Raw genomic sequence first — 17,448 nt, 5'->3', positions numbered from 1 at the left:
CCGGCTAGGCAGACTTGACGTCGCAGTGAGCAAGATCGCGCCATTACGCTCATGCCCTGCGGATCGATGCAGCATCGGCTCCCTGACCATCGCGCACCGCAACATTCGCTCGACATAAAAGAAGAGGGAAATCAAACGGGAATGTCCGGCAATAGCCGGCTTCGCCCGGCCGCATGCCTCGGCGAGATGCCGCGCAAAGCCTTTTTGATTTCCAGGACGGAGCGCGGCCGCTTGCCGAAACAAGCGGCATGCCTTGGAAAAAGTTGAGGCTTCTCACTCCGGGAGATCGGCGCAAGTGTCGCACCCAAGGGCGTTCATTGACGTGTCCAAACTTGGGGGTATTCAGGATGTCGTTTCGCTTCAAGGCAGTGGCAGCAGCGGCGCTGTCACTTGCTACGCTGGCCACCGGTGGCTTAGCTCGGGCAGCGGATTTGCCGGTCAAGGCTGCCAAGAAAGCGCAGGACCTTCCGTTCTTCCTGGTGATCGATAATCGCGTCACGTTCTCGTATATCTTCAATGCCTCTCAGCCCGGTGCGTGGTCGTTCCGGCCCGATGGGTCGATCGACAGCAAGACCACCAAGCAGGTCTACTCGTTCACCCATTTTGACGCCTGGGCGTACGGCACGAACTTCTTCACCATCTCGATGTACAAGTCCGATCACAATGACCCGGCCGGGCCCTGCACCAATGCGGGCACGATCTTCGGCGCGCCGGCATCGTGCGCCGGTGCGACCGAGATCTACGGCCTGTTCCGCTCGACATTAGGCTGGAATGAGCTGTTCAACACGAAAGCCTTCACCGCGGGACCGCTGCACAATATCTCGTTCGAGGTCGGCATGGATGCCAACACCGAGAACAGGTATTTCGGCGCCGCCAAGCGCGACGTCGTCGGCGGTCTGCAGTTTGCGTTTGATCTGCCCTACAAGGGGTACCTCAACGTCGCGCCGCTGGTGTATTGGGAGTTCGCCAATCACAACGCGTTCAGCCAGTGCGGACTGTTCGGTCCGGACGTTCCCGGCGTGACCTGCATCGCGGACGGCAATACCTCGTTCAAGCCGACCTGGGCCGTCGAGATCAACTACTACATGGATCTCGGCTTCCTGCCGCCGAACATGCAATATTTCTCGATCAGCGGCCGCGCAGGCTGGTACGGCAAGAAAGGCACCGACACCGAACCGCTTCCCTACAGCCCGGCGAACGGTGTCTACAACACGGCTGTCGAGCTGAATTCGGAGCCGATCCGCTTGACCTTCGATGCCTCGAAGGCGGCCTGGGGCGACAAGTACTCCCACTTCGTGGACGTCTGGGTGGCTTACCGCTACTGGCAGAACAAGTTCGGTCTCGATCACAATCTTGCCGTCGGCTGTACCACGGCCGTCGGTGGCCGGACCGTGAGCACCGGGTCCTGCACCGAATCCTCGCTCTATTCCGGGATCTCCGTGAAGTTCTGATCGGTTGAGGTTTGCGGAAAGAAAGTAGGGTGGATTAGCCGCAGGCGTAATCCACCAACTTCGTTCGGCGAACGTGGAAGCGTGGCGGGTTACGCCAGCGGACTGCGCTTCGCGCAGTCGCTTTGCTAACCCACCCGACAGATCTGAGCTCGTGCCTACTTCGTCCACACGCCGTCGTGCAGCGCTTCGGCTTCGTCCTCGAGCGCCGGGCCTACGACCTCGGTCGGCCGCTGGCCGCTGGCAAAGACCTCGCGGCACGGCAGATCGAGGGTCGGATTCTCCGGATGGTTGCCGGTGACGCCGCGCAGGCGATGCTCGCTGAGGCCATAGACGACGCGGCCGATGCCGGCCCAGTAGGTCGCGCCGGCGCACATCGCGCAGGGCTCCGCCGAGGAATAGAGCGTCGCTGTCGCCAGCACCTCGCGGCTGAGCGTGCGGCAGGCCTGGGTGGCCGCGAGACGTTCGGCATGCGCGGTGCCGTCGTGATCCGGCATGTAGCCGTTCTCGGCCTCGATCAGCACCTTGCCGCCCGCGACGACGATACAGCCGAAGGGATGATTGCCATGGGTGAGAGCGCGGCGGGCGACAGCGAAGGAGAGACGCAGAAAGTGTTCGTCGCGTTCGGATACACCGGCCATCGAACCTCCTCGGTGAGTGTCGCTCCGTGCCCGCCGATCACGGCAAAATCGGCGTCGCTGGTCGTGCTTCATACACCAATTCACCGTGGAACCGGAGGCCGGCGGTCATCTGGGCGAAATACGAATCAGCCATGCTCTGGATGGTGGCCGCACCATCGGAGTGACCCCCGGTCGCATATGAATAGCGATATCCCGTTGCCCTCAGAACGCAGAAACCGATTTTACCAAGGCACGGCTGCGACGTTTGTCGCCAATGCCCTCCAGGCGGTCAATTTTTTGGGGGATCGATTCCTGAGAAAATCGCCTCATTCGTTGTCGGCCATCGAGGACCTGTACCGGCACTCGATGGACAGCGCATTTTCGGTCACCGAGGCCTTCCTCGTCACGGGCGCACCACACGCATCCGCTTACTATCCCCGTGACTTCGCCTGGTTCTATCCTGACGTCCTCGACCCCGAAACCATCATGGATGCGCAGGATGCCGTGCGGCGAGCCCGGCTGCTCGACAGGAGCATCCGTTTGTTGCTGGAGGCGGTTCGCGCCGACGTCATCACGACGACCATCGTCCCGGCCGGACGCGGTCGATACCTCGGTGTGAATTACTTCTCGCGTCCGTCGGATACGCTGCTCGGCATTCTGGCCGGCCTGCAGCAGATGATCTCGGCCGATCAGAGGACGTCGTCCTATTTGGCGATGTCGCAATGTGCGCATGCCGGCCGCCTGCTGCTGGCCGAATATGGCGGTGACCTCAAGCGCGCGATCCTCAAGCTCGCAAGCGAGCTCGAGCCGTTCGGCCATGACGGCACCTCCTCTTTGCTGTGTGATACCCATCGCCCTCGCTCCGCCGCAACGGATACCCGCGCCGAGCGCCGGCGCTTCGTGACCAATGCCTGCGTCCACACGACCTTCGTGTGGAGCGTGCAGCTCGGCATCGTCGACGAGAACGAGCTGAAGAGGCTGCTCGGGCGCGATCTCGCGCAGTACAAGAAGGACCTGCTCCGTCTGTTCGGCAGAGACGGATACATCAGGCATTCTCTGGACGGTCCGGCGAGTTCGCCGGCGTCTTCGGTCGCGCTGGATTTTGTCAGCGTGCATCGCGGCTTCTGGGATCTGAACGATGCGAGCGAGCGAAAGCTGTTCGCGGCCACGGCGGATCTGATCATCGCCGAGCCGCGCTTTCGCATCCCCAGCACGTTCCACTTCCTGGTGTCTGCCGATAATCCGCGGAACAAGATGATCCACAAGATTGCGGCGCCTGCTTACCAGGGACGTTCTTCCTGGCCGACGTTCAACGTCGAATTTGCGGATCGCATGTTGGACTATGGTGAGTTTTCGGGGAGCGACACCTATCGTTCGTGCGCTCAGGGAATATTGAAGGACATTCGGACCGCGACCGAGCTGCACGGCGGATATCAGGAGCTGATCTCCGAGCAAGGTCTGAAGTATCGCACCTGGGCCTATAAGGGCGCGGTGGCTCACTCCTGGTTTCCGCGTTTCCTGTCGGTCTGGAGGAGGGCGTATGGATCGCCGCTCCTGCAGTGGAGCGACTGACCTGCGCGGCGATATGCCGGCAGGGAAGGTCGCTGAGGATCAGCGCGAACGGCTCACGCCACGAGATCCAGCAACCGGCACGATCCGCGCACGAGCACTTTGCGCCCGGCCGGCGTTATCGCAGGTACGCCGTCGTTGATGGCGACGAGGCCGAGCTCGACGAGGCCTTCGACGAGATAGGACTTCGAGAGGCGACGGTTCGACAGCGGGTTACGAAGTGTACGCAGCGCTTCCCACTGGTCCGGTGCAAGTTCGAAATCGAAATCATTGCTCATGTTGCCTCAAGAGATCGTGCCGTTCGCGCCTCTGTTACCGGCGCTGCATGAAGACCATGCGACGACAATGAGTCGGGAATTCGGTGGGCTGTTTAGAACGTCTCTTCACGAATTGCCGCACTTCGTTGCGACACGAGAAGTAGATCGTCTGATCGCGAATATCGTCCCCGTGGTTCGATCACTAATTGATGATCCGCAGTTGATGTTGCGCTGCGAGCTACCGCAGTGCACGGAAAGTATCGCTGTCCCATTATGTGTCGGGACATGCCCAGAAATCATGAAGCGGGCGATCCGGGATTCTGCTATTTTGATTCGCGGGGAATGACTTCACGTGGCAGGAGTGGAGTGCATGAACAGGCTCGTTGAAATTCGCAGTCAGGAAACCCTGTGCCGGGAGCGTGCGGCATTCGATCTTGATCGCCGGCTGTTCTGGCTCGCGCAAGCCGAGGAATGGGAGCAGCGCGCGCTCGACGAGATTGCTTATCACTTCCGGGAGTGCAACGTCGGCCAGGCGGAGCTTGTGCGAAACTGAGATTGGTCGCGAGCGAGAGCTACTGATAGGTTGCCACGATATCCGACACGGCGCGCTCGAGCTGTTGCGCGGTGGCGCACTGGCGCACGACGGTACAGAAGGTCGCATAGCGTGGCATCTCGGAATCGCCGAAGCCCCAGGCAAGCCGTCCTTCGGGATTGAGCCAGACCAGCCGCTTCGAGCGCTCTGAGATGCGGCGCAGGATGTCGGCGCGCGGATCGAGATTGTTGCTGCGGGCGTCGCCGAGCACGATCACCGTCGTGCGCGGCGTCAGCGCGCTCATGAAATCCTTCTCGAAATCGACCAGCGACGAGCCGTAGTCCGACGAGCCGAAGCCGACCTTGGACATGATCTCGGCCATCGCCTCTTCCGGCGCTTTCGCCTCCAGGATGTCGCTGACCTCGATCAGATGCGAGGAGAAGGCGAAGGAGCGGACGTCGTCGACCACTTCGTGCAAGGAGTGGATCAGAAGCAGGAAGAAATCGGACACTTGCGCGACCGAGCCGGAGACGTCGCAGAGCGCTACGATCTTCGGCCGGTCGCGGTGCTTGCGCTTCCACGCCGTGAGGAAGGGCACGCCGCCCCAGGCTGCGTTACGGCGCAACGTGCGGCGGACATCGAGATGGCCGCGGCGCTGTCGCTTGCGCGGCTTGGAATAGCGCTCGCGCAGGCGGCGCGCGATCTGGCGGATGAGGGCGCGCATCTCGGCGATCTGGCGCCGCTCGATGCGGGCAAGCGGCGCGTTGCGCAGGATCTCGTTGCGGAGGTTTTCGGCCTCCTCGCGGGCATAGAGCGCAAGCCCCTGCGAGACCGTATCGCGCACCGCCTCGCGCAGGGCGTCGAGGGCGGTACGCAGTCGCTCGGCCAGCGCCGGATTGGTCGCGGTCAGCTCGTCGAGATCGTCGCGCAGGCGCTGCAGGCCCATGGCGTCGAGGATGCGGCTGGAGAAGATGCCGCGCTGAGTGGAGTAGCGGATGTCGGACAGGGAGGCCGTACCGGAGGCGCTGGCGATGGCGGCTGCGAGCGCATTGCGGTCCTGCGACAGCAGCATCTGCGCAAGCGGACCCAAATCCTCGGGAGATTGACCTTCGCCCGGCTCGCTGGCCGAGCTGGAGGAGGGCGACTGATCTGCGTCCTGCGACGCGCCGTCGTCGGGCGTCTCGGGCTGATCCTGCCGCGGCTCAGGCTGGCTGAAGAAGAGGTCAAAACAGTCGCCGAGCGCGAGCTTCTCGTCCTGCGATTTGGCGAGCGTCAGAAGCAGAGCGTCGCGCAGCACGGCACGGTCGGAGATGCCGACTTGCGCGACTGCGCGCATCGCATCGATGCTTTCGGCAGGCGAAACGTGGACGCCGACGCCCCGCGCCGCCCGAAAGAAACGATGGAGGTTCTCGCGCATCGGCGTCAACCGAAGACGTTGGACCGTGCCGCCTTGGCGATGAAGGTCGTCACCTGCGGCGATGCGGCCTCGATGTCGGCTTCGTATTTCAGGAGCACGTTGAGGGTGTCCTTGACGATATCGGTGTCGAGCTCCGTGGCCTGCAGCAGCACCAGGACGCGCGCCCAGTCGATGGTCTCGCTGACAGAAGGTAGCTTCTTCAGATCCAGCGAGCGGATCTCGTGGATGAAGCCGACCATCTGCCGGCGCAGGGCCTGCGAGATGCCGGGCACGCGGCTTTCGACGATGCGCTCCTCGAGCCGTTGCTCGGGGAAGCCGATATGCAGATGCAGGCAGCGCCGCTTCAGGGCGTCACCGAGATCGCGCTCGCTGTTGGAGGTGAGGATGACGGTCGGCGGCGTGATGGCCGAGACGGTGCCGAGCTCGGGGATCGTGACCTGGAAGTCGGACAGGATCTCCAGCAGCAGCGATTCGAATTCCGCGTCCGACTTGTCGATCTCGTCGATCAGGAGCACGCAGCCGCCCGGCTGCTCCAGCGCCTGGAGCAGGGGACGCGGCTCGACGAATTCCTTGGAGAAGAACACGTCGCCAAAATCGTGGAGCTGGTCGAGCGCGGCATGCAGCGTCTGCGCACCGCCCAGGACTTCGCCGAGCTTGTCCTTGAGGATCTGCGTGTAGAGAAGCTGCTTGGCGTATTTCCACTCGTACAGCGCCTTGGCCTCGTCGAGGCCTTCGTAGCATTGCAGGCGGATCATCTTCATGCCGCGCCAGGCGGCGATCGCCTTGGCGAGCTCGGTCTTGCCGACGCCCGCGGGGCCCTCGACCAGGATCGGCTTCTCGATCTGCTGCGACAAATAGACGGCGGTCGCGATCTGCCGGCTCGCGATATAGCCCTGCGCGGCGAGGCCGCTCTCCACTGCCTCGATCGAGGTCGAGGCCTTCTGATCAGCCACGAAAGGGCGCTCCCAAAGGTCTTGCTTGGGGCTTGTTCTGCCTGCGTTCCCGGCAAAGAACAAGCCTCGTTTGGGAGACATCAGACCCGCATGAGCGGCGTTTTTTCCGCTGAACGCAAATAGTTGAGCGGTTCGCCGCTCGCGATCAGTGCCGCAGCACTTCCGGCTTGCGGATGGTCTGTCTGACCTCGGCGCCGCAATCGGCGCATTCATAGACAAAGTCGATCTTGGCAAGGCTCCAATGCGGCTCGACCTCGCGCACATACATCGGCAGGAAACCCATGCAGGTGGGACAATTCACGGGCGCGATTTCGACGTCCTGATGATGCTGTACATAAGCTGGCATCTCGGCTTTCCTTCGCATGCGACCCACCAAACCCGCGCAGAAGCTACTGCCGGTCGCCTCAGGCGCGTCATCAACTCTTTCGAACGGAGCTGGAACGGCGGAGGTTTGTCGCTCGCTGTGACATTCTTGTTACGTCACTGTACTGTAACGGGCAGACCGAATGCCTATTTCTGCGGCCAATCCGGTTTTTTCGGATCCTCACCCCAACGATAAGGGAGCAACGCCCATGACGCATGCCATTCGTTTTCACGAGACCGGCGGTCCGGAAGTCCTGGTCTGGGAGGAGGTCAGCGTCGGCAAGCCGGGGCCGGGCGAGGCGCGCATCCGCCACACCGCGGTCGGCCTCAACTTCGTCGACATCTACAACCGATCGGGCCTGTACCCGGCGCAACTGCCGAGCGGGCTCGGCAGCGAGGCGGCCGGAATCGTCGAGGAGGTCGGACCCGGTGTCACTGATCTGAAGCCCGGCGATCGCGTCGCCTACGGCGCCTCGCCGATCGGGGCCTATTCCGAGGCGCGGCTGATCCCTGCGGACCGTTTGCTGAAGGTGCCTGATGGCGTCGACGACAAGACCGCTGCGGCGATGATGCTCAAAGGGCTCACCACGCAATATCTGATCCGGCAGACCTATCGGGTGAAGGCCGGTGACACCATCCTGCTGCATGCGGCAGCCGGCGGCGTCGGCCTGATCCTGAGCCAGTGGGCCAAGCACCTCGGCGCGACCGTGATCGGCACCGTCAGCAACGACGAGAAGGCCAAGCTTGCCAAGGCGCATGGCTGCGATCACGTCATCATCTACACCCGCGAGGATTTCGTGAAGCGGGTCGACGAGATCACGGGCGGCAAAAAGGTCCCGGTGGTCTATGATTCCGTCGGCAAGGACACGTTCCTGAAATCGCTGGACTGCCTCGCGCCACTCGGAGTCGCCGCTCTGTTCGGTCAGTCCTCCGGCGCGGTCGAGCCGCTCAATCTCGGCCTGCTGGCTCAGAAGGGCTCGCTCTACGTCACCCGCCCGACGCTGTTCACCTACGCCGCCAAGCGTGAAAACCTCGTTGCGATGGCAGGCGAGCTGTTCGACGTCGTCAAGTCCGGTGCGGTCAAGATCGAGGTGCACCAGACCTATCCGCTGAAGGACGCCGCCAAGGCGCATGCCGATCTCGCCGCGCGCAAGACCACGGGATCGACCGTGCTGACGGTGTAATGTCCGGCCGGACGTGGCGCAGGCGATCGCGCCCTGCGTCACGTCCGTTCGTGCTTGCGCAGGTCCCGTATGTGATCGAGGCGGGTTGCCTGCAGGTCGATATCTTCGGGCGGGATCTGGGGCAGGGCGGCCTCGCTCAGGATGGCCTCGGTGACGTCTTCGACGATATTTTCCGCGATCTCGTGGATGAACGAGACGTTCTGGTATTCACCCGAGGCGATGCGGGAGACGACCTCCCGTCTGGTGATCTCGGGATCGACGACGGCCTCGCGGCCGCGTCGTCCGTAGTCGATCATCACGACGAAATACTGCATGTAAACGGCCCTGCCGCGTCCCGTCACCGGGATCGCGGGCAGAGTATTTCTGAAAACCGGAATCTAGTCAACAGGAATTTCCGAATAACGGAAATCGACGTCACCTGCTCTTCTTGCGGGGGCGTGCCGACTTGGCGCGGAGCCGCTCGAGCTGCCCTTTGGGCATCGACAGGCAGATCTCCCCCACCCACTCCAGCTTGACGCCGACGATCGGCTTGGCATTGAAGCTGGTGAGATTGACGACTGACGGACTTTTTCCCCGCTCGATGGTCTTCAAATAACGCTCGCCGGTCTTGAGGCGGACCACGGCCTCCTCGCCGTAGAAGCTCGACAGCGGGTGACGCTGGTCCTTGTAGACCACGATCACGTCACCGCTCTCGTATTTGGGCAGCATCGAATCGCCGACGATCTCGAATGCGACGGTCTCTTCCATGATCGGGAAGGGCAGCGCTATGTCGCCAAGCCCCTCCGGCGGAACCTGCTCGTAATCCGGCTCGATCACGGCGCCGGCACCGACCCGGCCCATGATCGGCGCGAGATTGAGCTCGAGATATTCCATGATCGGAATGATCTCCGAAGCCTTCACCAGACGTTCGCCGCCGAGGATCTCCGAGACCGCGCCGGGCCGCACGCCCATGGCCGCCGCCAGGCCGCCCTTGCTCTTGCCCGTCTTCTCTAGGCCCCGCTCGATCATTGCAACGTCCAACATGATGATTCCCTCGATTGCGCACCGTCTTGCCTCTTGTAATCCGAAATTCGGAATTGATGCAATTATGAATATCAGAATTATTGCTTGACTTGATCTTCGGAATACCGGAATGTGTGTTTCGCCTCCTGGTCGTTCGATGAGAGGAGGCTGATCACAGGACAGCAATATGGAACCGGGCCATTGGCCGTCGGAGCATTCCGGCGCGCTTCGCGACTATATTCGCATGGGCATGTCTTATGCGGAGATCGGCAGACAGATTAACGCAAGGTTTGGAACGGCTTACACACGCAATGCGGTGATCGGCCGCGCCAAGCGGCTGGGGCTCGTCGTACCGGAATGGATTTCTAGTCCTTCGGTCGCGCCGTATTTGCCGGGTGAGGCTCCGGTTTCGCCGCGCCGCGCGGTGTTGCCGAACCTGAATTTGCCGCCGAAGTCCGCAATGAAGCCGGCGGCGCCTATCAAGTTGCGCTGCGTCGGCGTTCAGCCGCGCCTGATCCAGCTGGTCGAACTCGAGCCCGTTGACTGCCGCTATCCCTATGGCGGCGACAAGGACGGGGAGGAGATCGCCTTTTGCGGTCATCCCTGCCGGCCGGGCTCCAGCTATTGCGCGCCGCATGCGCGCCTGACGCGTCGCTCTGGTGCCGCGTCCGCCCATGCCCCCGGTCCCGTCGTGCTGAGGCTGGTCTCTGCGGCCTGACCTTCGTGCCACCCAGTTCAGTCGTCAATTTCGCAAAGGAGTATCCGAGTGGCGCGTGCCCAACGCAACAAGTCCTACAAATTGGCTCAGATCTACGACCGGCGATCCCGTGATGTCCCGTTCAACGCCGAAGTGGCGGAGGTCGAGGTCGACAATCCGTTGGCGCTCGATTCCGGCGAGAAGATCCTGGCCATCCGGTCGATCCGTGGTGATCCCTTGGGGCGGCTGCACGCACATCATCAGATCGACGAAGCGCAATACCGCGGTGGGCGAGCCTTCCAGAACGATTGGGAGCGGGCGGAGCGGGGGCCTCAGGCGGTGGATCCGACGAGGGAATATGTCGATGGCGCGCGTACGCGCGAGCCTGTCACCGACAGCCAGCGCCAAGCGGTGCTGCGGTTGAACCGGATCGAGCGCGAACTCGGCACCGACGGCGCCGCGCTGGTGCATGACGTGCTGGTGCTGGGCCTGACCATGGACCAGATCGGCGCGCGTCGCGCCGTCCGAACCCAGCGCTGGAACGATTATTTTTCGCGGCGTTTTCGCGAATGTCTGGACCGGCTGGCGCTGATCTACGGCTTTGCGACGGAAACGGGGGCACAACGGGCGCAGCGGCGCAGTTGAAGACGTCACGCCGGCGGCCTCGGCTGCCGGCGTGCCAGTCGGCTGCTTATGGATGCGGCACGATCTGGTAAGGCGTCGCGTACGGTTCGACGCGGAGCGAGGCGTTGGCCAGAAGCCCGATCTTGGCGGTCGGCGCCTGCTGCAATTCGCCGTTCGGGCCGCGATGCACGTTGTATTGCCAGACCGTGAGATCGCCCTTCTGCGCGAGCGCGTGCGCAACCGCGCTCGCATCATTGCCGCCGAGCCCCTTAAGTTCCTCCGCCGATAATCCGACGACGATTTCGTCCTTGATGGTGATGATCTTGAACAGGTTCATCTTGGTCTCCTGGGCCCATGCGCCTTGTATCGAGAGGGTGAAAAGCGCGACCGCGGCGCCCTTGATGAGATCGCAGCGAGAAAGCATGCCGTCGTCCTTTGGTGCTGACGCGCGCCCGAATCGAAGAGTCTTCAGCCATGGCGCCCGGTGTCTGCGTGGCCGTGTCGCAACGGCTTGGTCGCTCGCTCATGGACAATGGTTCATGGGCAGCACATATCCGGGCCGACGAGCGACGACCGCGCACAGATCGGGACGCTGGAGATCAGCTTGCGAGATCGATCTTGATTTCGTCGCTGTTACAACCGCCGGGGCCGGACTCAACAAATGCGTGTATGCTCCAGAAGAAGTCATGCGCAACCAATGTCCGTTCATGTCGGAAACAAGCAGAAACGTTGTGCCAATTGACAGCGGTCCGGGCAGTATGCGTGATTTATGCAGCTTCTTGACGCAGGTGGGTGACGGCGGTCGATATTCCTGTTATCCGGAATTGCCGTGGTGCGATGCAGACGAAGCATCACTACACCCATTGTTGGACTTGCCGGACGGGTTGTTCCTTGGCATAGTTGCAACCAAATGGTTGAGCCGGTTGTTGGACATGTCGTTCAGCGTGCCAGCCGGCCGGGGCCACCCGGCCGAGAGTTCGTCGCCATAGGTCCTGTTGTGGCGTCTTGTTGCGGCGTTCGGTTCTTGGGCGGATTGCGAAAGCCGATGCTTGTCATAGGTGCGAGATGAAGAACCTCGGTTTCGCGGCTGAATTGCAGCTCAAGCTCGGCGCGCCCACAAGCGGCACGGTCGAAAGTCTGCGCCTGCTCCGCGCGTTCCTGAAGCTCGCGCCGCGACAGCGTTTCGAGGTCATCAAGCTGGTCGAAGATCTCGCCACCGAAGAAGCCCTTCCCGAACACCCCTTGTCCTGAGCCCGGCCGCGCGCCGGCCTGATGCTGTCTCTTCGCCTCCCGCCGTAGCCGGACCGCCGGCGAGGTTTTCCCCGCGGCTGACCGCTGGAAGGCGGTCCAGCAAGTGTGGTATTCAGTAGGGAAAGCGGGAGGAGTGCGACCATGATCGAACCGAAGCTCGAAGTTCCGGCCGAACTGCGCGACCTGGCCGAGAAGACGATTGACCAGGCGGAAAAAGCATTCGGCATGTTTTTCGAAGCGGCCACCAAGTCGATGTCGTCCGTTCCAGGCGCGGGGACGGAGGTGTCGAAGCAGGCCCTGGTTTTCACCGAGCAGAACATGAAGTCGGCGTTTGAGCATGCGCGCAAGCTGGTTCATGCCACCGACCTTCAGGAGGCGATGCGAATCCAATCCGATTTCCTGCGCAGCCAGTTCACCAGTGCTGGAGATCACATGCGCCAGATGACCGGCAGTCTCATGCAACCGGGCAAGGGCAAGTCCTGATTATCGCGCCTGTCCACGGCGTACCCGCAAATTGGACTTGCGTGGCCGCGATCCGCATTTGCGATGCTGGGGCAGGTCCATGCGGACTACGGATGGCCTTGTTTGCCGTCCGGCGTCCCTTCTACTGGTCCCTGTCGGTCCTCCGGCAGGGATTTCTATGTGTGGCCGATGTCGTGCTAGCGCAGCGATGCGATGTAGGCCGCGATGTCGCCCGCTTCGGTGCGGCTCAAGGGGAAATTCGGCATCTTCGGGTGCGGATCGAGCAGGAAGAAGGCAAGCCTCTCCGGGCTGAAGTCTGCCTTGCGCGCGACAGAGACAAAGGAGGGGACGTCGGCGCTCGCCTGGGTTTGGCCGTTCGCGACGACATGGCAGCTTGCGCACCAGCGCTTGGCGAGGTCGGCACCGTGATTGGCATCGGCTGCGAGCGCAGACGATGTGCCGACGCTGGAGGTTACGGCAAGCAGCAGGCAGATTCGTCTCAAATGCTGGTGCATAGGGTAACCTTCATGCATTCGTTGGCGTCCGCCGTGCCTATCCGCAGCACGATCCCGGAAATTGTGAGAGATCAATGCGGGCGATGATCGACCGCAGCAGCTTGCGGACCGAGCGATAGAGATGCCGTACGAATGCCGGCATTCTCGCCGCGGGCAGGCCTAGGCTTCTTGCATCGAGGCCTTTCGTCTCAAGACTTTCGATAGAATGCGACACGTGTCTCTCCGAGGCCATGGGGGTCTTCTATCCCGCCGCCTCGGAGCCGCCTTGATCTGCCGCAAAGCGTTCCCGGCTAATAGTCGCCCGGATTCATGATCATCGGGCTTTTCGTATCGGCCGGCGCGAGCGCGCTGCTGGCGCTGTCGCGCAGGAAGCGGTCGAGCGTCTCCTGGATCTTCTCCTTGACCGAGTTCGGGCCACGATCGCTCATTTCCGTGTGCTGCGCGCCGGTGTGGACGATGTCGATGCCGCGCGCCTTGGCCTCCTCCGGCGTCGGCAGCACGCCTGGATCGGTCACGAAATGCGGGTCCTTCGACCGGAACGACAGGATCTTCATGCCGTCACTGACCACGAAAGGAACCCTGAGATTGTCGAGCGTGATCACTTTCGACACCAGCTCCGGGTGCTGATGGGCGACATACATGGAGACATCGCCGCCGTTGGAGTGGCCGACGAGGGTAATGTGGTCGTAATCGACGTTCTCCTGCTGCCTCTTCAGTTTATCCAGCACGAAGAGAATGTTGGCCTCGCAGCGGATATAGACGTCGCGCCGGCCGACATATTGCTGGCCGACATGGGTCGTCAGCGGCGGGTCGCTGGGCAGGTCCTGCTGGATGCTGGCGACCAGATAGCCGCGCGCGGCAAGCACATTGGCGAGAAAGGAATATTCGGTGGCCTTGACGGTATTGCCGTTACTGATGACGGCGAGCGGGAGTTTCCAGAGGCCGAGATTGGCCTTGGTCTCGTAATCGCGCCGTACCGCCAGGTCGACCGAAATCGGCCGCTGCCGCGAGGCGTCGAACAGCGCCAACGTCTCATGGCGGATCGCGAACCGGCTGACCAGGAGATATTCCCCGACGCCGAGGACGCAGAGAAACGCCAGGATTGCAAACACCTTCTTCATGGCTTGGTCTCAAATCACGTTCCGCTGAACATGGTCATTGGGAACTCCCGGATCGAGCGACCGTGATCAGGTTACGGGATTAAATTTAGGCAACTCTGTGAGCAAGGCTGCACTAGCCGTATGCCGGGGCGACGTGCGCAAACGACCGGGTGGCTAGAGACAGCCCGACCTGCCGCGTTCGGGGCAGAGCCGGAATGCGCTCGACAGCGTGAACAGGAAGCGGGGGCTGCGGCGCTCGTTGTCCGGCGCCCGATAGCTCAACGGCACGGCCACGCCGAGATCGGCCTGGAAATCGTCTGGCAGGAAGAAGCGTACACCGGCTCCGGCCGATGTCAGCGACAGGCCGTCGCTCAAACGGTAGCCGTCGTTCCAGACGGCCCCGGCGTCGCCAAAGGCATAGAGCTGATAGCCGGTCCAGTAGCGGAAATTGAGCTTCTGGTCGAAGCGCAGTTCGAGCGAGCCGGCAAGGCCGTTGTCGCCGCTGATCTCGGCTGCGCCATAACCCCGGCCGAAGGCCGCGCCGCCGAGATAGAATTGCTGCGAGGTGAACAGCGGCCGCGATGCCGTCTGGCTCGCCGCCGCCAGCTTGAGCGACCAGGCGTCGTTGAGTGTCTGGTAGCGCGTGAACCAGAGGTTCAGCACCGAGAAGTTCGAGGAGGCGCCGTCGCGCGACAGCAGATCGTCGCCGAAATGCGAGGCACCGAAGACGTCGAGGCCCTGGCGGTAGGTCAGCGTCGCGAAATTGGTGCCGCCGAAGTGATCCTGCAGTCTGTAGTCGGCGGTCAGGCTCGCGGTCCTGATGTGGTCGTTGTACCAGGAGCCGTAGAGGTCGTGCTCGGACACATTGCTGAAGGTCGTCGCCGCAGTCAGCGTGAGCGTAGAAGATTGTGATTGCAGCGGAATGATGCTGGCCCGCAGCTCGAAGGCCTCGGTCGTCGTGATGTCGCTGTCGAGGCGACGGGCATCGCCCGGTCGGACCGCGCTGTACAGAGCGGAAGCGCCGAGGCGTATGCCGTCGACGCCGACAGGCGCGTCATAGGACAGCCGCGCAAAGCCGAGCTCGCGAGGATCGTTGGCAATCGTCGACAGGTTGACGGCCAGCGTGTCTCCGGGCGTGAGGTAGGAGTTGAACGCGCCAGTGGCGTAGGTCTGCCAGGGGCCCACAGAGGACGATCCGAGATTGTCCAGGCCGAACGAGGAGAAGACGTGCCAGGTCTTCAAATGGACGGTGAGACGGAAGCGGCCGGACCCGCTGCCGATCTCTTCCAGCGCGCTGTCGGTGATCCGAACGCCCGGCCTGCCATTGATGAGGAAGAGCTGGCGCTCGAGTGTCGGGAGGCGCGACGGCTGCTCGGCGAGAACCGGCCCGAGCATCGGCCTGACGCCGAACTGGTCGGCGCCGTCGCCTTTCAGCTCGACCTGCACGATGGCACCTTCGATCACCTGGATCCGGACCCGGCCGTCGGCAATGTCCTGCGGCGGCACGATCGCCCGGCTCAGATGGAAGCCGTCGGCGCGGTAGAGATCGCTGATCGCGCCGGCGATCCCGGCGAGATCCGCCTGCGAGACGTTCTTGCCGAGATAGGGTTGATAGACTGCGGCAATGCGATCGTGGGAGACGGCGTGGGCACCGCCGACGTGCACGCCGCGCAGGACGAATTGCGGCCTGGTATCGCCGCCGGTGTTGGGCTGGCCAACCGTCGGCAGGCTGACCGGCGGGCGGTTCAGCGTTTCCCGTTCGGTTTGGTTTTCAAAGTATTTCTCGGGCTGGCGCGGATCGAAGCCAGGCTGGTTCGCCTGTTGTGCCAACGCCGGCGAAACTCCGGCGAGGATTGGCACCAACAGGGTCAGCGCGGTGGCCAGATGCCGCTTTCCAATGCACCCAGCGAAGCTTTCCCCGTAGTTCGACGGAGATGTTGCCCTGCGACGGTAAGGGATCATTAGGCGCATGATTTTTCATAGTTTTTTATGGTCAATGATTGGTTAATCCGGCCGCTTGGCTGGTCGCTTCCCGCTAATTCTATCTTGAGTGATTTCGGATACCCCTCACGCCTGGCTGTAACGCGGACTGAGGATCGTCATGCTCGGCAGAGTTGGAATGCGGTGTGCCTTCGTGGCGGCGCTGGCGCTTGGAACGGCTTCCGGCGCGTTCGCTGCGGAGGATGGCGTCTGGTCGATCAGCAAGGCCAGTGGTGAGGTATGGGTCGCTGCCGACGGCGCGCAACAGATCTCGCTGAACCAGGACGAGACGCTCAAGCCGGGCAATACCATCCGCACCGGCCGCAATGGCCGGGTGCTGCTCGTCCGCGGCGAGGAAACGATTCTGATCTCTCCCAACTCGGTGGTCGGCTTGCCCGCCGAGAAGAAGGAGGGGCTCTCGACCACGATCATCCAGCAGGCGGGGCAGATCCTGCTCGAAGTCGAGAAGCGCAACGTCAAGCACTTCGAGGTCGAGACGCCCTATCTCGCCGCCGTGGTCAAGGGAACGAAGTTCAGCGTCACCGTGGGTGCCGGCAGCACCAAGGTCGGCGTGCTCCGCGGCCAGGTCGAGGTCGCCGACTTCAGGACGGGGCAGATCGCCCAGGTCATGCCAGATCAGGCGGCCACGGTTTTCGAGCATGGCAAGGCCGGGATCAGCCTGAGCGGTCCAGGAACGTTCAACCCGATCGAGCACGGCAAGCCGCGCGCTCCCTCGATCGAGCGCATTCCGGTCCCGAAGTCGGGCCTGACCGCGCCGCGCAATGCCGCGAACGGCCGTGCAATCCATGCGCTCGGTCCGATCGACAAGGGGACCAAGGCAGCCGCTGCTTCGAAGCAGACGCATCAGGCGGCGGGACATCATGGTGCCAAAGCCGGCGTCGTGCGGATTTCGAGCTCGCTCGGCGAGGTCAAGCTGAACGTCCACAAGGTGACGCGTGGGCTCGCCCATGGCGTCGATGCTCCCGGTCAGGTGCGCAGGGCGAACGCCAACGCCGGAACCGAGACGGTCTGGAACGACAGCAAGGCCGGCACGGGCGCGTCCAACAGCGGAGGCGCGGGGGCCGGCAACAGCGCGTCGAATGCAGCCGCGGCCATCGCTGCAGCAACAGCCGGCGCATCGAGCGACAGCCCCGGCGCCAACAACGGAAATGGCGGTGGCAACGGCAACAACGGCAACAACGGCAACAACGGCAACAACGGCAACAACGGCAACAACGGCAACAACGGCAACAGCGGCAACAACGGCAACAACGGCAACAACGGTAACAACGGCAACGGCGGCAACAACGGAAATAACGGCAACGGCAACGGCAACAATGGCGCCACCGGCAACGGCAGGGGCAACAACGGCAATGGCAACGGCAATGGCGGCGGCAACGGCAGCAATGGCCATGGCGTCGCCCACGGCCGACATTGAGGACATTTACTAGGGGATGAGGGGCGCACCTGCAGA

20 protein-coding genes are annotated in these 17,448 nt (G+C 62.7%); 9 read left to right on the top strand and 11 right to left on the bottom strand.

Annotated elements, in window-relative coordinates; all coding sequences use genetic code 11:
• Positions 1-347: 347 nt before the first annotated feature.
• Positions 348-1,451: a hypothetical protein gene (locus AC0WRY_RS25410; RefSeq protein WP_194403535.1), complete on the top strand. Its 1,104-nt coding sequence runs from the start codon at positions 348-350 to the stop codon at positions 1,449-1,451.
• 155 nt (positions 1,452-1,606) lie between these two features.
• Here AC0WRY_RS25410 and AC0WRY_RS25405 read toward each other — a convergent pair whose 3' ends face one another.
• Positions 1,607-2,089 carry a nucleoside deaminase gene (locus tag AC0WRY_RS25405; RefSeq protein ID WP_491121548.1) on the bottom strand — a complete coding sequence of 161 codons (483 nt, stop codon included), beginning with the start codon at positions 2,087-2,089 and terminating at the stop codon, positions 1,607-1,609.
• A gap of 177 nt (positions 2,090-2,266) precedes the next feature.
• On the opposite strand from AC0WRY_RS25405, the gene AC0WRY_RS25400 reads away from it, so the two are divergent.
• On the top strand, positions 2,267-3,640 hold the full coding sequence (locus tag AC0WRY_RS25400; protein ID WP_194408402.1) for a hypothetical protein: 1,374 nt from the start codon (positions 2,267-2,269) through the stop codon (positions 3,638-3,640).
• A gap of 53 nt (positions 3,641-3,693) precedes the next feature.
• Here AC0WRY_RS25400 and AC0WRY_RS25395 read toward each other — a convergent pair whose 3' ends face one another.
• On the bottom strand, positions 3,694-3,915 hold the full coding sequence (locus AC0WRY_RS25395; RefSeq protein ID WP_194403533.1) for a hypothetical protein: 222 nt from the start codon (positions 3,913-3,915) through the stop codon (positions 3,694-3,696).
• Between the two features lie 349 nt (positions 3,916-4,264).
• On the opposite strand from AC0WRY_RS25395, the gene AC0WRY_RS25390 reads away from it, so the two are divergent.
• On the top strand, positions 4,265-4,447 hold the full coding sequence (locus tag AC0WRY_RS25390; RefSeq protein ID WP_194403532.1) for a hypothetical protein: 183 nt from the start codon (positions 4,265-4,267) through the stop codon (positions 4,445-4,447).
• Between the two features lie 19 nt (positions 4,448-4,466).
• Here the strand turns inward: AC0WRY_RS25390 and AC0WRY_RS25385 are convergent, their stop codons facing one another.
• The 3 genes from AC0WRY_RS25385 to AC0WRY_RS25375 form a co-directional block, all read right to left on the bottom strand.
• Complete coding sequence (locus AC0WRY_RS25385) at positions 4,467-5,843, bottom strand: vWA domain-containing protein (RefSeq protein ID WP_194403531.1); 1,377 nt, start codon at positions 5,841-5,843, stop codon at positions 4,467-4,469.
• A gap of 5 nt (positions 5,844-5,848) precedes the next feature.
• Positions 5,849-6,796, bottom strand: coding sequence for an AAA family ATPase (locus AC0WRY_RS25380; protein WP_027562443.1), 948 nt, complete (start codon positions 6,794-6,796; stop codon positions 5,849-5,851).
• 145 nt (positions 6,797-6,941) lie between these two features.
• Positions 6,942-7,142, bottom strand: coding sequence for a hypothetical protein (locus AC0WRY_RS25375; protein WP_194403530.1), 201 nt, complete (start codon positions 7,140-7,142; stop codon positions 6,942-6,944).
• A 226-nt stretch (positions 7,143-7,368) separates the two neighbouring features.
• Between AC0WRY_RS25375 and AC0WRY_RS25370 the strand changes: the two genes are divergently transcribed.
• Complete coding sequence (locus tag AC0WRY_RS25370) at positions 7,369-8,343, top strand: quinone oxidoreductase family protein (protein WP_491121543.1); 975 nt, start codon at positions 7,369-7,371, stop codon at positions 8,341-8,343.
• Between the two features lie 38 nt (positions 8,344-8,381).
• Here AC0WRY_RS25370 and AC0WRY_RS25365 read toward each other — a convergent pair whose 3' ends face one another.
• Together AC0WRY_RS25365 and AC0WRY_RS25360 are read right to left on the bottom strand one after the other, a co-directional pair.
• Complete coding sequence (locus AC0WRY_RS25365; protein ID WP_194403528.1) at positions 8,382-8,657, bottom strand: hypothetical protein; 276 nt, start codon at positions 8,655-8,657, stop codon at positions 8,382-8,384.
• A gap of 100 nt (positions 8,658-8,757) precedes the next feature.
• Positions 8,758-9,366: a S24 family peptidase gene (locus AC0WRY_RS25360; protein ID WP_194403527.1), complete on the bottom strand. Its 609-nt coding sequence runs from the start codon at positions 9,364-9,366 to the stop codon at positions 8,758-8,760.
• A gap of 166 nt (positions 9,367-9,532) precedes the next feature.
• Here AC0WRY_RS25360 and AC0WRY_RS25355 point away from each other — a divergent pair, with 166 nt between their 5' ends.
• Positions 9,533-10,063 (top strand): GcrA family cell cycle regulator, encoded by a 531-nt coding sequence (locus AC0WRY_RS25355; protein WP_194403526.1) that lies wholly within the window; start codon positions 9,533-9,535, stop codon positions 10,061-10,063.
• 48 nt (positions 10,064-10,111) lie between these two features.
• Entirely contained in the window at positions 10,112-10,687 is a 576-nt protein-coding gene (locus AC0WRY_RS25350) for a hypothetical protein (protein ID WP_194403525.1), read from the top strand.
• A 46-nt stretch (positions 10,688-10,733) separates the two neighbouring features.
• Here the strand turns inward: AC0WRY_RS25350 and AC0WRY_RS25345 are convergent, their stop codons facing one another.
• A complete protein-coding gene (locus AC0WRY_RS25345; RefSeq protein ID WP_194403524.1) occupies positions 10,734-11,090 on the bottom strand; it encodes a hypothetical protein in 357 nt (118 codons plus the stop codon).
• A 641-nt stretch (positions 11,091-11,731) separates the two neighbouring features.
• Between AC0WRY_RS25345 and AC0WRY_RS25340 the strand changes: the two genes are divergently transcribed.
• Positions 11,732-11,917 (top strand): hypothetical protein, encoded by a 186-nt coding sequence (locus AC0WRY_RS25340; protein ID WP_194403523.1) that lies wholly within the window; start codon positions 11,732-11,734, stop codon positions 11,915-11,917.
• A gap of 141 nt (positions 11,918-12,058) precedes the next feature.
• A complete protein-coding gene (locus AC0WRY_RS25335; protein WP_094972645.1) occupies positions 12,059-12,400 on the top strand; it encodes a phasin in 342 nt (113 codons plus the stop codon).
• A 176-nt stretch (positions 12,401-12,576) separates the two neighbouring features.
• On the opposite strand, the gene AC0WRY_RS25330 is transcribed toward AC0WRY_RS25335, so the two are convergent.
• The 3 genes from AC0WRY_RS25330 to AC0WRY_RS25320 all read right to left on the bottom strand — a co-directional run bounded on the left by AC0WRY_RS25330 (position 12,577) and on the right by AC0WRY_RS25320 (position 15,965).
• Complete coding sequence (locus tag AC0WRY_RS25330; protein WP_194403522.1) at positions 12,577-12,894, bottom strand: c-type cytochrome; 318 nt, start codon at positions 12,892-12,894, stop codon at positions 12,577-12,579.
• A 290-nt stretch (positions 12,895-13,184) separates the two neighbouring features.
• A complete protein-coding gene (locus tag AC0WRY_RS25325) occupies positions 13,185-14,015 on the bottom strand; it encodes an alpha/beta fold hydrolase (RefSeq protein WP_194403521.1) in 831 nt (276 codons plus the stop codon).
• A gap of 153 nt (positions 14,016-14,168) precedes the next feature.
• A complete protein-coding gene (locus AC0WRY_RS25320) occupies positions 14,169-15,965 on the bottom strand; it encodes a ShlB/FhaC/HecB family hemolysin secretion/activation protein (RefSeq protein ID WP_491121537.1) in 1,797 nt (598 codons plus the stop codon).
• 130 nt (positions 15,966-16,095) lie between these two features.
• Between AC0WRY_RS25320 and AC0WRY_RS25315 the strand changes: the two genes are divergently transcribed.
• On the top strand, positions 16,096-17,412 hold the full coding sequence (locus tag AC0WRY_RS25315; RefSeq protein ID WP_491121535.1) for a FecR domain-containing protein: 1,317 nt from the start codon (positions 16,096-16,098) through the stop codon (positions 17,410-17,412).
• The last annotated feature ends 36 nt before the right edge of the window (positions 17,413-17,448 follow it).

The organism is Bradyrhizobium sp. T-12, assembly GCF_058314695.1.
Note: the sequence above shows the minus strand (reverse complement) of the source record. Positions and strands in the feature narration are given on the sequence as shown.

Coding starts and splice junctions, on each gene's coding strand:
- AC0WRY_RS25410 (WP_194403535.1), top strand. CDS start 348: ATGTCGTTTCGCTTCAAGGCAGTGGCAGCAGCGGCGCTGTCACTTGCT.
- AC0WRY_RS25405 (WP_491121548.1), bottom strand. CDS start 2,089: ATGGCCGGTGTATCCGAACGCGACGAACACTTTCTGCGTCTCTCCTTC.
- AC0WRY_RS25400 (WP_194408402.1), top strand. CDS start 2,267: ATGAATAGCGATATCCCGTTGCCCTCAGAACGCAGAAACCGATTTTAC.
- AC0WRY_RS25395 (WP_194403533.1), bottom strand. CDS start 3,915: ATGAGCAATGATTTCGATTTCGAACTTGCACCGGACCAGTGGGAAGCG.
- AC0WRY_RS25390 (WP_194403532.1), top strand. CDS start 4,265: ATGAACAGGCTCGTTGAAATTCGCAGTCAGGAAACCCTGTGCCGGGAG.
- AC0WRY_RS25385 (WP_194403531.1), bottom strand. CDS start 5,843: ATGCGCGAGAACCTCCATCGTTTCTTTCGGGCGGCGCGGGGCGTCGGC.
- AC0WRY_RS25375 (WP_194403530.1), bottom strand. CDS start 7,142: ATGCCAGCTTATGTACAGCATCATCAGGACGTCGAAATCGCGCCCGTG.
- AC0WRY_RS25370 (WP_491121543.1), top strand. CDS start 7,369: ATGACGCATGCCATTCGTTTTCACGAGACCGGCGGTCCGGAAGTCCTG.
- AC0WRY_RS25365 (WP_194403528.1), bottom strand. CDS start 8,657: ATGCAGTATTTCGTCGTGATGATCGACTACGGACGACGCGGCCGCGAG.
- AC0WRY_RS25360 (WP_194403527.1), bottom strand. CDS start 9,366: ATGTTGGACGTTGCAATGATCGAGCGGGGCCTAGAGAAGACGGGCAAG.
- AC0WRY_RS25355 (WP_194403526.1), top strand. CDS start 9,533: ATGGAACCGGGCCATTGGCCGTCGGAGCATTCCGGCGCGCTTCGCGAC.
- AC0WRY_RS25345 (WP_194403524.1), bottom strand. CDS start 11,090: ATGCTTTCTCGCTGCGATCTCATCAAGGGCGCCGCGGTCGCGCTTTTC.
- AC0WRY_RS25340 (WP_194403523.1), top strand. CDS start 11,732: ATGAAGAACCTCGGTTTCGCGGCTGAATTGCAGCTCAAGCTCGGCGCG.
- AC0WRY_RS25335 (WP_094972645.1), top strand. CDS start 12,059: ATGATCGAACCGAAGCTCGAAGTTCCGGCCGAACTGCGCGACCTGGCC.
- AC0WRY_RS25330 (WP_194403522.1), bottom strand. CDS start 12,894: ATGCACCAGCATTTGAGACGAATCTGCCTGCTGCTTGCCGTAACCTCC.
- AC0WRY_RS25325 (WP_194403521.1), bottom strand. CDS start 14,015: ATGAAGAAGGTGTTTGCAATCCTGGCGTTTCTCTGCGTCCTCGGCGTC.
- AC0WRY_RS25320 (WP_491121537.1), bottom strand. CDS start 15,965: ATGCGCCTAATGATCCCTTACCGTCGCAGGGCAACATCTCCGTCGAAC.
- AC0WRY_RS25315 (WP_491121535.1), top strand. CDS start 16,096: ATGCTCGGCAGAGTTGGAATGCGGTGTGCCTTCGTGGCGGCGCTGGCG.